This is a genomic window from Vibrio wakamikoensis, assembly GCF_050337275.1.
In the GTDB taxonomy this organism is placed as follows: domain Bacteria; phylum Pseudomonadota; class Gammaproteobacteria; order Enterobacterales; family Vibrionaceae; genus Vibrio; species Vibrio chaetopteri.
This window is the reverse complement of sequence record NZ_JAKJST010000017.1, coordinates 138,228-152,855: the sequence shown is the minus strand read 5'-3', so window position 1 is coordinate 152,855 and position 14,628 is coordinate 138,228. Positions and strand designations below refer to the sequence as shown.

Annotated in this window: 9 protein-coding genes; 2 read left to right on the top strand and 7 right to left on the bottom strand. The window is 47.4% G+C overall.

Annotation, left to right across the window (positions count from 1 at the left end; genetic code table 11):
- Position 1: 1 nt before the first annotated feature.
- The gene (locus L4C42_RS09085; RefSeq protein WP_418641855.1) at positions 2-928 is read left to right on the top strand and encodes a D-2-hydroxyacid dehydrogenase; all 927 of its coding nucleotides are present in this window, start codon (positions 2-4) and stop codon (positions 926-928) included.
- Positions 929-1,210: 282 nt separating this feature from the next.
- Here the strand turns inward: L4C42_RS09085 and L4C42_RS09080 are convergent, their stop codons facing one another.
- The 3 genes from L4C42_RS09080 to nudC form a co-directional block, all read right to left on the bottom strand.
- Entirely contained in the window at positions 1,211-1,741 is a 531-nt protein-coding gene (locus tag L4C42_RS09080) for a DUF4136 domain-containing protein (protein WP_429760161.1), read from the bottom strand.
- A 120-nt stretch (positions 1,742-1,861) separates the two neighbouring features.
- Positions 1,862-2,929, bottom strand: coding sequence for a uroporphyrinogen decarboxylase (gene hemE, locus L4C42_RS09075; protein ID WP_429760159.1), 1,068 nt, complete (start codon positions 2,927-2,929; stop codon positions 1,862-1,864).
- A gap of 308 nt (positions 2,930-3,237) precedes the next feature.
- Entirely contained in the window at positions 3,238-4,020 is a 783-nt protein-coding gene (gene nudC / locus L4C42_RS09070) for an NAD(+) diphosphatase (RefSeq protein WP_429760252.1), read from the bottom strand.
- A 163-nt stretch (positions 4,021-4,183) separates the two neighbouring features.
- On the opposite strand from nudC, the gene rsd reads away from it, so the two are divergent.
- The gene (rsd, locus tag L4C42_RS09065) at positions 4,184-4,678 is read left to right on the top strand and encodes a sigma D regulator (protein ID WP_429760250.1); all 495 of its coding nucleotides are present in this window, start codon (positions 4,184-4,186) and stop codon (positions 4,676-4,678) included.
- 421 nt (positions 4,679-5,099) lie between these two features.
- Here the strand turns inward: rsd and rpoC are convergent, their stop codons facing one another.
- From rpoC to rplJ, 4 genes are all read right to left on the bottom strand, one after another.
- A complete protein-coding gene (rpoC, locus tag L4C42_RS09060; RefSeq protein ID WP_418641853.1) occupies positions 5,100-9,302 on the bottom strand; it encodes a DNA-directed RNA polymerase subunit beta' in 4,203 nt (1,400 codons plus the stop codon).
- Between the two features lie 87 nt (positions 9,303-9,389).
- Positions 9,390-13,415, bottom strand: a complete 4,026-nt coding sequence (gene rpoB, locus L4C42_RS09055) for a DNA-directed RNA polymerase subunit beta (RefSeq protein WP_353497588.1) — start codon at positions 13,413-13,415, stop codon at positions 9,390-9,392.
- Between the two features lie 250 nt (positions 13,416-13,665).
- Positions 13,666-14,034, bottom strand: coding sequence for a 50S ribosomal protein L7/L12 (gene rplL, locus L4C42_RS09050; protein WP_353497587.1), 369 nt, complete (start codon positions 14,032-14,034; stop codon positions 13,666-13,668).
- A 57-nt stretch (positions 14,035-14,091) separates the two neighbouring features.
- Positions 14,092-14,586 (bottom strand): 50S ribosomal protein L10, encoded by a 495-nt coding sequence (rplJ, locus tag L4C42_RS09045; RefSeq protein ID WP_338165614.1) that lies wholly within the window; start codon positions 14,584-14,586, stop codon positions 14,092-14,094.
- Between the last annotated feature and the right edge of the window lie 42 nt (positions 14,587-14,628).

The following is a 14,628-nucleotide window of genomic DNA, read 5'->3' as shown; positions in this document are numbered from 1 at the left end:
AATGACGACGCAAAAGCATCGCTTAGCACTTGTGACGGACAACAATGACCACTACCGAAAGCTCCTTGAAAGCAAACAGTTGCCAGACTTAACGTTCACTAGCCAACTTGACGAGGCTACCATCTTGCTCGCCGCCCCACCGAAGTTGGCAACGAAACTCGATGAAGCCAACAAGGTGGAGTGGGTTCAGTCGACCTATGCAGGTATCGATGCATTGCTCGGCGAGTCGCTTCGTAAAGACTACAAGCTGACCAATGTGAAAGGGATTTTCGGCCAACAGATCAGCGAGTACGTACTTGGTTATTCAATTGGCTATTTTCGTCATTTCGACCTTTATAAGCAGCAGCAGAAAAAACGCGACTGGCAACCCCATAGCTACCAATCGATGATCGGCAAGCGTATGGTCATTTTTGGCACTGGCGCCATTGGTAGCCACTTAGCCAACACAGTAAAGGCACTCGGTATTGTCCCTGTTGGTATCAATCGTACCGGCATTCCACCAAGGCAAAGTGCATTTGCAGAAACTTACCATATCAATGAAGCGGCGAAAGCACTTGAAAGCGCAGACATTATTGTCAATACGCTGCCGAATACGCCAACCACCGATGGTCTATTTGATGAGCGTTTGTTCTCAGCCTGTCGCCATGCCCTGTTTTTCAATGTCGGGCGAGGTCAAACCGTGGACGGTAATGCTCTGCTCCAAGCACTGGATCGCGGCCATCTGGTTCATGCCTTTTTGGATGTGTTTATCGATGAGCCCATCTCACAAGAATGCCCTTACTGGAGCAACCCAAATGTGACCGTCACTCCTCATATCGCGGCCATTAGTTTCCCTGAGCAGGTGGTGGATATTTTCGCTGAGAACTATCTGCGTTGGCGAGATGGGTTTCAGTTGCAGAACGTGATTGATTTTGAGCGTGGATATTAGCGGGAATATTTTACTCGTCATCGTGCTCAAAATGGTCGTCACTCCACTAGCCGCACGCCTGCGTAGGCAGGAGTCTTCTCAACGTACGAACCAAGCCTCAAGTAGATTCCTGCCTGCGCAGGAATGACAAGCCTTTTGAATCACCGCACTCAAATTAATCGTCACCCCACTAGCCGCGCGCCTGCGTAGGCAGGGGTCTACTCAAAGCGCGCACCAAGCCTCAGCTAGATTCCTGCCTGCGCAGGAATGACGTGAATGGTGAGCTAACCTAACACAACTAGTCTACCTAGTTGGATACTCCTCAAACATCTTATGGACCTGCTCCTGAACAAATATATCTCTATCTGCTGGCTCCATTGTTTCAGTCAGCTGGCGCTGCGAGACTGAGCGCCACACCACGTCATTCGTTTTTGGGTCAACAAGCTCGACCGCCAATTTGCCGAACTTCTTCTCCTTGACTCGCGTTGGGGTGCGAACACCAACACCATAACCGCTGTTATACCCACCCGTTCCGATGCCAAACCCGAAACTAGGACCTTCTGCCCTTAATTCTGTGCCCTCAAGGATGGCATAACGCACAACTAGGTCTGCGTCCTGATCCACCATGGAAAAACCTCTAACATTGAGTTCGTTATCAACGGCTTGTTTGATGCGAGCACTATCTAGGCTAACTGGCACCCCAGCGTTTTCTTGGTATTGATAAGTGTTGAACGCTGCGAAGTTGACGCTAGAGTTGTAATCGGTCGCGACGTCAGAGGCACAACCAGTGAGAAGTAGCAACGAAGCTAGAAAGGAAATAAGCACTTTGAACATTGGGGTGCCTCACTACACAAAACCTCGTTAAAGCGTAGTCAAACTCCAACAAAAATGCCGTTAGTCCCTTTTAGGAAATAACGGCATCTCATTATTTAGACGTCAGTAATTGGCAGTTTATTACTTGTGGTATGGCTTAGATAGCTCGTGAACCGCTTCAACAAACACACTTGCGTTTTCTGGCGGTACATCAAGGTGAATGCCGTGACCAAGGTTGAATACGTGCCCTGTGCCGCCATCGCCAAAGCCTTCTAGAATGGTAGCCACTTCTTCACGAATACGCTCTGGTTGTGCGTAAAGCATCGATGGATCCATGTTGCCTTGAAGCGCCACTTTGTCACCCACGCGAGCTTTCGCATCGGCAATGTTAATTGTCCAGTCTAGACCGACAGCATCACAGCCCGTTGCTGCGATTTGCTCTAGCCACATGCCACCATTCTTAGTGAACAATGTCACAGGAACGCGGCGACCTTCATTTTCACGAATCAGGCCATCCACAATCTTGTGCATGTACTGAAGTGAGAACAGGTTGTAGTCACGAGGCGTTAGGACGCCACCCCAAGTATCAAATACCATTACAGATTGTGCACCAGCTTTGATCTGTGCATTTAAGTATTCGATTACGCTGTCTGCTAGCTTATCCAGAAGTGCATGCAGGATTTGTGGCTCTGCGTACATCATCTTTTTGATCTTAGTGAATGCTTTCGAGCTACCACCTTCAACCATGTAGGTAGCCAACGTCCACGGGCTTCCTGAGAAGCCGATAAGTGGTACGTCACCGTTTAGGTCTTTACGGATCTGACGAACCGCATTCATGACGTATTTCAGCTCACCTTCTGGATCTGGAAGGCCAATCTTGTCGACATCTGCTTTACACGTGATTGGACGCTCAAACTTAGGGCCTTCACCCGCTTCAAAATACAAGCCTAGACCCATTGCATCTGGAATCGTCAAGATGTCAGAAAATAGAATGGCGGCATCTAGCGGGAAACGGCGTAGTGGCTGAAGAGTCACCTCAGACGCTAGCTCTGCATTCTTACACAGTGACATGAAATCACCCGCCACAGAGCGAGTCTCACGATATTCTGGAAGGTAGCGACCTGCTTGGCGCATCATCCATACTGGTGTGTAATCTACAGGTTGCTTTAGCAACGCTCGAAGATAGCGATCGTTCTTTAATTCCGTCATTCTTTTTTCTCCAATTCGAAAGGCGTTAGTTTACCGCTATTCATTCATGGTTGGCAGCCTTAGATAACAATTCTTTTACTAAATTTTGAGGGTCATCCAGTATGCTGCGTGAACGCTCAAAAAAGAGTCACTTTGCAAAGCAGATCATATTATCAATACGCAGTTTTGAGGTGAATTTGCCAATGGAGAAAAGGAATGTTAAAAGTTTGTTTGCTAGCGAAAATTACAATAATACTACTGAGTCTTAAGACTCAGCATCTCATAACGACATCTTACTTACCCCCTCCGCTCGCGGAGGGTTTTTTTTGTCATTTTTCTGCTGAAGCGGCGTCGACCGTAGCATGAATCAGCGCTCTAGCAATCGTCCCTTCCGGCGCCACCAGCGGCAGTTCATTGGCATTAAACCACTGCGCATCTTTAAGTTCCGTGTAATCCGGTTTTATCTCACCGCTCTCGTAATCAGCAAGAAACGCCATCATCATACTCGATGGAAATGCCCATGGCTGGCTGCCAAAATAGCGGATATTGCCCACCTTAATCCCGGTTTCTTCTTCCACTTCACGGGCAACGCAAGTCTCGAGTGTTTCGCCCACTTCCAAAAAGCCAGCAATCACCGTGTACATGCCACCCGCGTGGCGGTTGTGCTGCGCGAGCAAGATTTGCTGATCTTTTCGAACAGCAACAATAATGCATGGAAAAATACGTGGATAATGCAGCGTTCTGCAGTCCTGACACTGCATAGCAAGCTGATTGTGGTTGAGATGATTGCGACCTCCGCACTGAGGACAAAATCGCATAGATTGACTCATATAGCCGTATTGAATTGCTTTGGAAAGTTGATAGAACAGCGCTTCTGGCAAATGGAGTAATTCGCGTAACGATGTCAGTTCTCGCTCGCCGTCTAAGTCGGCATCGTTAATCCACATCACAGGGTGGTCTTCAAACTCACCCACTTGAATCGCTTGCTCGGCAGGTAGAGAGAATTGCTCTGCTGAGCCAAACGGGACGTCACCATCTGCAAGCCAAAATTCGTTCCCTGAGACCACACACCAATAAGCCTGACGAATGGTTGCTTTACTTTTTTTTAACATCATCAATCCTCTTCACTTGCAGTTCGACCATTTTACTGGCAATCTAAATTCATACCAGCTAGAAAACTCGAAATTCTAATTCTGGTAAATGAGAAACGATTTCTCTTTACTCTTTGTCGTTACAAAGCGTGCAGCTGCCAATTGCAGTGCCGATCATGAGGACATGGTCATGTTAAATAAATTCAAACAAGTACAAGAACAATGGGGTGGCTCTAGCGAAGTCATCGACCACTGGCTAGAAACAAGACAAGCGCTTATCGTTGAGTACTGTAAGCTCGGCTCACTTCAACCTGCCAACGCTCAATCCAATGTGATCGAGCTGCCAACCGCCAAAGAAATTAGCTCATTCTGCGATCATCTCGTGGATTACATCTCCGAAGGTCATTTTAAGATCTATGACATGGTGATGGATAAGTGGAAAGCGACTGGTTTTAAAACCAATAGAGATATCGACGCGACCTACGCTAAAATCGTTCTCACTACAGACCCACTGCTTGAGTTTAATGACAAGTACGTGCAAGTGAAGTTTGAGGATGAACTTCCTGGTTTTGAGGAAGATATGTCGAAGGTGGGTGAGATACTTGAGCTGCGCTTTGAGGTGGAAGATAAGCTGATTCAGCTGATTGCGGACAGTTTGGCGATTCCGCCGGGTGCGTAAGTAATAGTGCAATAGTTAGCACTTCTGAATCCAGAATCACCGTCACCCCTGCACAGGCAGGGGTCTACTCAAAGTGTGCACCCAGCCTCTAGAAGATTCCTGCCTACGCAGGCGCACGGCCAGTGGAATGACGCGCGTTGTGGAGCTATCACGTCTAAATAATCATCATACCAAAATAGCCTCACTCAAAGTGACCGTCACCCCTGCGCAGGCAAGGGTCTACTCAAAGTGTGCACCAAGCCTCTAGAAGGTTCCTGCCTACGCAGGCGGACGGCCAGTGGAATGACGGGCGCTTTAGGGTTCGCACATTGAAAGCATTCATCAGCTTATTGGTGGTGAACCCACGTAAAAACAGCGATAGTTCAGGGTTTCAGACACAAAAAAGGCGCCTTTCGGCGCCTTTTTTCATTTCACTCTGCGATTACTCGTCAGAAGAGAAACCTGCGTTTAGTAGCGCAGCTAGGTTATCCGTCGCTTGTTCAGCTGATGGACCTTCCTGAGATTCGTCACGCTTAGCTTGACGGTCTTGGTGATACGCAAAACCAGTACCCGCTGGGATCAGACGACCCACGATAACGTTCTCTTTCAGACCACGTAGGTCATCACGCTTACCAGATACCGCTGCCTCTGTTAGTACGCGCGTCGTTTCTTGGAACGATGCCGCAGAGATGAACGATTCTGTTGCTAGAGATGCCTTAGTGATACCTAGTAGGTCACGTTCGAAGCGAACGAGTTCTTTACCCTCTGCTTCTAGAGCACGGTTTGCAATCTTAACTTGAGAGTACTCAACTTGCTCACCAGGTAGGAACTCAGAATCACCAGCATGCGTGATTGTACACTTACGTAGCATCTGACGAACGATAGTCTCAATGTGCTTATCGTTAATCTTAACACCCTGTAGACGGTATACTTCTTGAACTTCGTTCGCGATGTATTGAGTCACAGCGTGGATACCACGTAGACGTAGAATGTCATGTGGAGTTTCTGGACCATCCGCAATTACGTCACCACGTTCAACGCGCTCACCTTCGAACACGTTAAGCTGACGATGCTTAGGAATCATCTCTTCGTAGTTGTCACCGCCATCACGAGCGATGATCAGACGACGCTTACCTTTCGTCTCTTTACCGAATGAAACGGTACCAGAGTGCTCAGCAAGGATTGCTGGCTCTTTTGGCTTACGAGCTTCGAATAGGTCCGCAACGCGAGGTAGACCACCGGTGATATCTTTGTTACCACCAGATTTTTGTGGAATACGTGCTAGCGTATCACCCACACCTACTTCTGCGCCATCTTCGATGTTTACAATCGCTTTACCAGGTAGGAAGTAAAGTGCAGGCATTTCAGTACCGGCGATCATTACGTCTTTACCTTGCTCATCAACAAGTTTGATTGCTGGACGCATATCTTTACCTGCTGCTGGGCGAGCTGCCGCTTCTGTTACTTCGCTTGAAGATAGACCTGTTAGGTCATCTGTTTGGCGAGAAACAGTTACGCCGTCGATCATGTCTACGAACTGGATGCGACCTGCTACTTCAGTGATGATTGGAAGCGTGTGCGCTTCCCAGTTCGCTACTGTTTCACCAGCTTGAACTGCATCGTTGTCACCTTTAGTTAGCATCGAACCGTAAGGAAGTTTGTGCTTCTCTTTGGTACGACCGAACTCATCGATAATCGTCATTTCTGACGCACGAGAGGTGATAACCAGTTTCTTATCTTTGTTGATAACAAACTTAGCGTTGTGAAGTTTCACAGAACCAGTGTTCTTCGCTTGGATGCTGTTCTCTGCTGCTGCAGTAGATGCCGCACCACCGATGTGGAACGTACGCATCGTAAGCTGTGTACCCGGCTCACCGATAGACTGAGCAGCGATAACGCCCACTGCTTCACCTTGGTTCACTAGGTGACCACGTGCTAGGTCACGACCGTAACACTGTGCACAACAACCGAAGTCTGCATCACAGGTAACTACTGAGCGCACTTTCATGCTGTCTACAGAGTTATCTTCCATGATCTGACACCACTTCTCATCAATCAGAGTATTACGTGGGATCAGAACTTCTTCAGTACCTGGCTTAAGAACATCTTCAGCAACAACACGACCTAGTGCTAGCTCAGAAAGTGCAACTTTAACGTCACCACCTTCGATATGAGGCATCATGTCAACACCTTCATGGGTGCCACAATCGTGTTCGTGAACAACAACGTCCTGAGCAACGTCAACAAGACGACGGGTTAGGTAACCCGAGTTCGCTGTTTTCAGTGCCGTATCCGCAAGACCCTTACGAGCACCGTGCGTTGAGATAAAGTACTGAAGTACGTTTAGACCTTCTTTAAAGTTCGCGGTGATTGGCGTCTCGATGATTGAACCATCTGGACGTGCCATCAGACCACGCATACCAGCAAGCTGACGAATCTGAGCTGCAGAACCACGAGCGCCCGAGTCAGCCATCATGTAGATGCTGTTGAACGACTCTTGTTGCTCTTCTTCACCGTCACGGTTAGTAACCGTTTCAGATGATAGGTTGTCCATCATCGCTTTCGCTACGCGATCGTTGGTCGATGCCCAAATATCGATCACTTTGTTGTAGCGCTCACCCGCTGTTACAAGACCTGATTGGAACTGGTCTTGAATTTCGCGAACTTCTTCTTCTGCTGATTCGATTTCGTCGTACTTCGCTTGAGGTACAACCATGTCATCGATACCAACTGAAACGCCTGATAGTGCCGCGTAAGCGAAACCAGCGTACATAATTTGGTCAGCAAAAATTACTGTGTCTTTAAGACCAAGCTTACGGTAACACTCATTCAGTAGGTTAGAGATTTGCTTCTTACCTAGCTTTTGGTTTACCAAGCTGTATGGAAGACCTTTTGGTACGATTTGCCACAACATTGCACGACCCACAGTAGTATCTACCATGTCTGTGCTTGTTGTGCTGTTACCATCTTCGTCAACCACTGTCTCAGTGATACGTACTTTTACGCGAGCGTGAAGCTCTGCGCTCTTAGTACGGTATGCCTTCTCAGCCTCTTCAGGGCCAGCAAGGTACATACCTTCACCTTTAACGTTGATCTTGTCACGCGTCATGTAGTAAAGACCCAATACAACGTCCTGAGAAGGTACGATGATCGGATCGCCCGATGCTGGCGACAGAATGTTGTTTGTCGACATCATCAGAGTACGAGCTTCAAGCTGTGCTTCTAGAGTTAGAGGCACGTGAACCGCCATTTGGTCACCATCGAAGTCCGCGTTGTATGCCGCACACACTAGTGGGTGTAGCTGAATCGCTTTGCCTTCGATTAGTACTGGTTCGAACGCCTGAATACCAAGACGGTGAAGTGTTGGTGCACGGTTCAATAGTACTGGGTGTTCGCGGATAACTTCGTCTAGGATATCCCAAACGATCGCTTCTTCGCGCTCTACCATCTTCTTAGCTGCTTTGATAGTCGTCGCCATGCCACGAGTTTCTAGCTTACTGTAGATAAATGGTTTGAATAGCTCTAGTGCCATCTTCTTAGGAAGACCACACTGATGTAGACGAAGGTATGGACCTACTGTGATTACAGAACGGCCAGAGTAGTCTACACGCTTACCTAGTAGGTTCTGACGGAAACGACCTTGTTTACCCTTGATCATATCAGCAAGAGATTTCAGAGGACGCTTGTTCGAACCTGTGATCGCACGACCGCGACGACCGTTATCTAGAAGGGCATCAACAGACTCTTGCAGCATACGCTTTTCGTTACGTACGATGATGTCCGGAGCCGCTAGCTCTAGAAGACGCTTCAAACGGTTGTTACGGTTGATTACGCGACGGTATAGGTCGTTCAGATCAGACGTTGCGAAACGGCCGCCGTCTAGTGGTACTAGAGGACGTAGATCTGGCGGAAGTACCGGAAGCACAGTTAGGATCATCCACTCAGGGTTGTTACCTGATTGAATAAATGCTTCAACTAGCTTCAGACGCTTAGTGATTTTCTTACGCTTAGTTTCTGAGTTGGTAGACTCAAGCTCTTCGCGCATCATCTCTGCTTCAGCGTGCATGTCCATAGTAGACAGCAGATCTTTGATCGCTTCTGCACCCATCTTAGCAGTGAACTCATCACCCCACTCTTCTAGACGATCAAGATACTCTTCTTCAGTAAGCATCTGTGATTTTTCTAGATCCGTCATACCCGGTTCTGTTACTACGTACATTTCGAAGTAAAGAACGCGCTCGATATCACGTAGCGGGATGTCCATTAGCAAACCGATACGAGATGGTAGCGATTTTAGGAACCAGATGTGAGCTACTGGAGACGCAAGCTCGATGTGGCCCATACGGTCACGACGAACTTTAGTTTGTGTAACTTCAACACCACACTTCTCACAGATAACACCACGGTGCTTCAGACGCTTATATTTGCCACAAAGACATTCGTAGTCTTTAACTGGGCCAAAGATACGCGCACAGAACAGACCATCGCGCTCAGGCTTGAACGTACGATAGTTGATAGTTTCTGGTTTTTTAACTTCACCAAAAGACCATGAACGAATCATGTCAGGTGAAGATAGACCGATTTTGATTGCATCAAATTCTTCGGTCTTATGCTGTGCTTTTAGAAAGTTTAATAAGTCTTTCACAATCAGCTCCTGTAAGGAGTTTAAAAAGGAACCCGCTAGGTCAGCAAACCTGTGCGAGCCCCTTTTCTACCAGATAATCCAGAGGGATTATTCGTCTTCTAGCTCGATGTTGATACCTAGCGAGCGGATCTCTTTCAACAGTACGTTGAACGATTCTGGCATGCCAGGTTCCATGCTGTGGTTACCATCGACGATGTTTTTGTACATCTTGGTACGGCCGTTAACGTCATCAGACTTAACCGTTAGCATTTCTTGAAGCGTATATGCAGCACCGTATGCTTCTAGTGCCCATACTTCCATCTCACCGAAACGCTGACCACCGAACTGAGCTTTACCACCAAGTGGTTGCTGAGTTACTAGGCTGTACGAACCAGTTGAACGAGCGTGCATCTTGTCATCAACAAGGTGGTTTAGTTTCAGCATGTACATGTAACCAACAGTTACAGGACGCTCAAACGTATCACCAGTACGACCGTCAAACAGAGTTAGCTGACCAGATTCTGGTAGGTCACCCAGTTTTAGAAGTTCTTTAATAGACTTCTCAGACGCACCGTCAAAGACAGGTGTAGCAATCGGTAGACCGCCACGTAGGTTCTTAACCAGAGTACGTACTTCGTCATCAGACAGTGATGCAATATCAACGTTCTGACGAGTACCACCTAGATCGTAAACCTTCTGCAGGAATTCGCGGAATTTCGCTAGCTCTTGCTGCTCTTTCACCATCTGGTTGATCTTGTCACCGATACCTTTCGCTGCCAGACCTAAGTGAACCTCAAGGATCTGACCGATGTTCATACGCGAAGGTACACCCAGTGGGTTAAGTACGATGTCGACAGGCTGACCTTTCTCATCGTAAGGCATGTCTTCAACAGGGTTGATCTTAGAGATTACACCCTTGTTACCGTGACGACCCGCCATCTTATCACCAGGCTGGATACGACGTTTAACCGCTAGGTAAACTTTAACAATCTTAAGAACGCCAGGTGCTAGATCATCACCTTGAGTGATCTTACGACGCTTAGTTTCAAACTTCTTATCAAAGTCTGCTTTTAGCTCGTCGTACTGCTCTGCAAGTTGCTCAAGCTGAGTTTGCATTGCATCGTCTTCTAGCGTTAGCTCTAGCCACTTCTTACGATCGATAGTATCTAGTTTAGCGTCAGAGTAACCACCTTGAAGTAGTACAGCGCGAACACGGTTTAGAAGGCCACCCTCAAGAATCTGGAATTCTTCAGTTAGGTCTTTCTTCGCTTCTTTCAGCTGCATTTGCTCAATTTCTAGAGCACGCTTGTCTTTCTCTACGCCATCGCGAGTGAAAACTTGAACGTCAATGATGGTACCTGAAATAGAGTTAGGTACACGTAGTGAAGTATCTTTAACGTCAGATGCTTTTTCACCGAAGATCGCACGTAGTAGCTTCTCTTCTGGAGTTAGCTGAGTTTCACCTTTAGGCGTTACTTTACCAACTAGGATGTCGCCACCCTTAACTTCAGCACCAATGTAAACGATACCTGACTCGTCTAGTTTAGACAGAGCAGACTCACCTACGTTTGGAATATCCGCTGTGATCTCTTCAGAACCCAGCTTAGTATCACGTGCCACACAAGATAGTTCTTGGATGTGGATTGTCGTGAAGCGGTCTTCTTGAACTACGCGCTCAGATACTAAGATCGAGTCTTCGAAGTTGTAACCGTTCCAAGGCATGAACGCGATACGCATGTTTTGACCAAGCGCTAGCTCACCAAGGTCTGTTGAAGGACCATCAGCAAGAACGTCACCGCGTGCTACTGGCTCACCAGGTAGTACGGTTGGGCGCTGGTTAATACAAGTGTTCTGGTTCGAACGCGTGTACTTAGTCAGGTTGTAGATATCGATACCCGCTTCACCAGGGATCAGCTCGTCTTCGTTAACTTTGATAACGATACGAGAAGCATCTACAGACTGAACGCTGCCGCCACGCTTAGCTACTGCTGTAACACCAGAGTCAACCGCTACATTGCGCTCGATACCAGTACCAACTAGAGGCTTGTCAGCCTTAAGTGTTGGAACAGCCTGACGTTGCATGTTCGCACCCATCAATGCACGGTTCGCATCATCGTGTTCTAGGAACGGGATAAGCGACGCAGCGATAGATACTACTTGGTTTGTTGCAACGTCCATGTAGTTAACATGGTCGCGTGGGTGAAGACCAGATTCACCTTTTTGACGTGCCGTGATTAGCTCGTCATCGAAAGTACCTTCTTCAGTTAGCGCAGCGTTAGCCTGTGCGATAACGAATTGGCCTTCTTCGATTGCTGATAGGTAATCAACTTCGTCAGTTACTACACCATCAACGACGCGGCGGTACGGAGTTTCTAGGAAACCGTACTCGTTACAGCGCGCGAATGCTGATAGAGAGTTAATTAGACCGATGTTCGGACCTTCAGGTGTTTCGATAGGACATAGACGACCGTAGTGAGTTACGTGTACGTCACGTACTTCGAAGCCAGCACGCTCACGAGTTAGACCGCCAGGACCCAATGCAGAAATACGACGCTTGTGCGTCACTTCTGAAAGCGGGTTGTTCTGGTCCATAAACTGAGATAGCTGTGAAGAACCGAAGAATTCTTTAACTGCCGCAGAGATAGGCTTAGCGTTGATTAGGTCTTGAGGCATGATTGCATCAAGGTCACCTAGGCTCAAACGCTCTTTCACTGCACGCTCAACACGTACAAGACCAACACGGAATTGGTTCTCAGCCATTTCACCTACAGAACGGATACGACGGTTACCTAGGTGGTCGATATCATCGACTTCACCGATTCCGTTACGGATCGCGATAAGCTTCTTCATCACTTCGATGATATCAGTCTCATCCAGCGTACCCTGTTCTAGAGCATCTTCACGCATGATAGAGCTGTTGAACTTCATACGACCAACGGTCGATAGGTCATAACGCTCTTCTGAGAAGAATAGGCTTTCGAAAAGTGCTTCTGCAGCTTCTTTTGTTGGCGGCTCACCAGGGCGCATCATGCGGTAGATTTCTACCAATGCAGAGATGCGGTCTACCGTGCTGTCGACACGAACAGTGTCAGACATGAACGGACCGTGGTCTAGATCGTTCGTAAACAGAACTTCTAGTTTTTTAACGCCGGCCTGAGATAGGTTCGCTAGTGCTTCTAGGCTGATCTCTTGGTTTGCACCAACGATGATCTCACCTGTCGCTTCATTGATGTAGTCTTGAGAAGCTACTTTACCTACGATGTACTCGACAGGTACTTCAATGAACTCAACGCCATCTTTTTCTAGTTGGCGGATGTGACGAGCAGTAACGCGACGACCAGTCTCAACATAAGTATTGCCGTTTGCTTCGATATCAAAAGAAGCAGTCTCACCACGTAGACGCTCAGGAACCAACTCCATAAGTAGAGTTTGATCCTTAACTTCGAAGTTTACTTTTTCGAAGAAGATATCGAGGATTTCTTGCGTAGACTTACCTAGTGCACGAAGAATGATCGATGCTGGCAGTTTACGACGACGGTCGATACGAACGTACAGGTTATCTTTCGGGTCAAACTCGAAGTCGAGCCATGAACCACGGTAAGGAATAACACGTGCGTTATAAAGAACTTTACCTGAAGAGTGAGTCTTACCCTTATCGCTGTCGAAGAACACGCCTGGGCTTCGGTGCAGCTGGGATACGATAACCCTCTCGGTACCATTGATAACGAAGGTACCATTGTCTGTCATAAGCGGAATTTCGCCCATGTAGACTTCTTGTTCTTTAATGTCTTTTACGGTACCTGCTGGTGCGTCTTTATCAAAGATAACTAGACGTAGTTTTACGCGTAGTGGCTTTGAATACGTAACGCCGCGAATTTGACATTCTTTAACGTCAAACACTGGCTCACCAAGACGGTAGCTAACGTATTGCAGCTCAGAGTTGCCGTTATAGCTCTGAATTGGAAATACAGAACGAAACGCAGCTTCAAGTCCGTACTGACCCTCTGGATCCTGTTCGATGAATTTGTCGAACGAATCAAGCTGGATCGATAGCAGGTATGGAATGTCCAAAACTTGTGGACGAGTACCAAAGTCCTTACGGATGCGCTTTTTCTCGGTATAAGAGTAAACCATGGGGTTCCTCAGCTCGCTGATAAGTGACCCAAACTGCCCTTCCATCCTAGTTACTTAAGGTGGAGTATGGGGCAGTGACTAACAACTGTTTACTGTAGTGACGTTGACTCTAGCGTCGAGGCAACGTTTTTTGCTTGGTGCATAGACGCTTAAACAGCGGGAAAATTCATCTATGCCCTACAGCGCAAAAAGGCCGGTGGTCAATAAACCACCAGCCATTAGCCTATTCGGCTAAGAAATTAAGCAATAATTACTTAACTTCAACAGAAGCACCAGCTTCTTCTAGCTGAGCTTTAAGAGCTTCAGCTTCAGCTTTGTCAACACCTTCTTTAAGTGCTGCAGGAGCTGAGTCTACAAGACCTTTAGCTTCTTTAAGGCCTAGACCTGTTGCGCCACGTACCGCTTTGATAACAGCAACTTTGTTACCGCCAGCAGCAGTTAGGATTACGTCGAATTCAGTTTGCTCAGCAGCAGCTTCGCCACCAGCAGCACCGCCAGCTACAACAGCAGCTGCAGCAGTTACGCCGAATTTCTCTTCCATAGCTTCGATAAGCTCAACAACTTGCATTACAGACATTTCTGCAACTGCGTCTAGGATTTGCTCGTTAGTAATAGACATAACAATTCTCTTTTAAGTCAACAATAAGTTTAAATAGCAACCAGTGAAAAGCAAGGCTTATGCCGCAGCTTCTTCTTTTTGGTCGCGTAGTGCAGCGATAGTACGTACCAGCTTGCCTGCAGAAGCTTCTTTCATGCACATCATTAGGCGTGCAATTGCTTCGTCGTAAGTTGGTAGTGTCGCTAGTACTTCAGCATCAGTAACCGCGCCTTCAAATGCAGCAGCTTTGATCTCGAATTCTTTGTTCTCTTTAGCGAAGTCTTTGAAAAGACGCGCTGCAGCACCTGGGTGCTCGTTAGAGAACGCGATCAGAGTAGGACCAGTGAAGTTGTCTGTTAGACACTCATAGTCAGTACCCTGAACCGCACGGCGTGCAAGTGTGTTACGCACAACTTTCATGTAAACACCCGCTTCACGCGCTTGTTTACGTAGAGAAGTCATTGCGCCAACTTCAACGCCACGAGAGTCAGCTACAACTGCAGAAAGTGCACCACTGGCTGCTTCGTTGACTTCAGCAACAATTGCTTTTTTGTCTTGAAGGTTTAAAGCCATCTTGGATTTACTCCTGGTTGTTTTTACACCACCCGAAATCTT

Coding starts and splice junctions, on each gene's coding strand:
- L4C42_RS09085 (WP_418641855.1), top strand. CDS start 2: ATGACGACGCAAAAGCATCGCTTAGCACTTGTGACGGACAACAATGAC.
- L4C42_RS09080 (WP_429760161.1), bottom strand. CDS start 1,741: ATGTTCAAAGTGCTTATTTCCTTTCTAGCTTCGTTGCTACTTCTCACT.
- hemE (WP_429760159.1), bottom strand. CDS start 2,929: ATGACGGAATTAAAGAACGATCGCTATCTTCGAGCGTTGCTAAAGCAA.
- nudC (WP_429760252.1), bottom strand. CDS start 4,020: ATGTTAAAAAAAAGTAAAGCAACCATTCGTCAGGCTTATTGGTGTGTG.
- rsd (WP_429760250.1), top strand. CDS start 4,184: ATGGTCATGTTAAATAAATTCAAACAAGTACAAGAACAATGGGGTGGC.
- rpoB (WP_353497588.1), bottom strand. CDS start 13,415: ATGGTTTACTCTTATACCGAGAAAAAGCGCATCCGTAAGGACTTTGGT.
- rplL (WP_353497587.1), bottom strand. CDS start 14,034: ATGTCTATTACTAACGAGCAAATCCTAGACGCAGTTGCAGAAATGTCT.
- rplJ (WP_338165614.1), bottom strand. CDS start 14,586: ATGGCTTTAAACCTTCAAGACAAAAAAGCAATTGTTGCTGAAGTCAAC.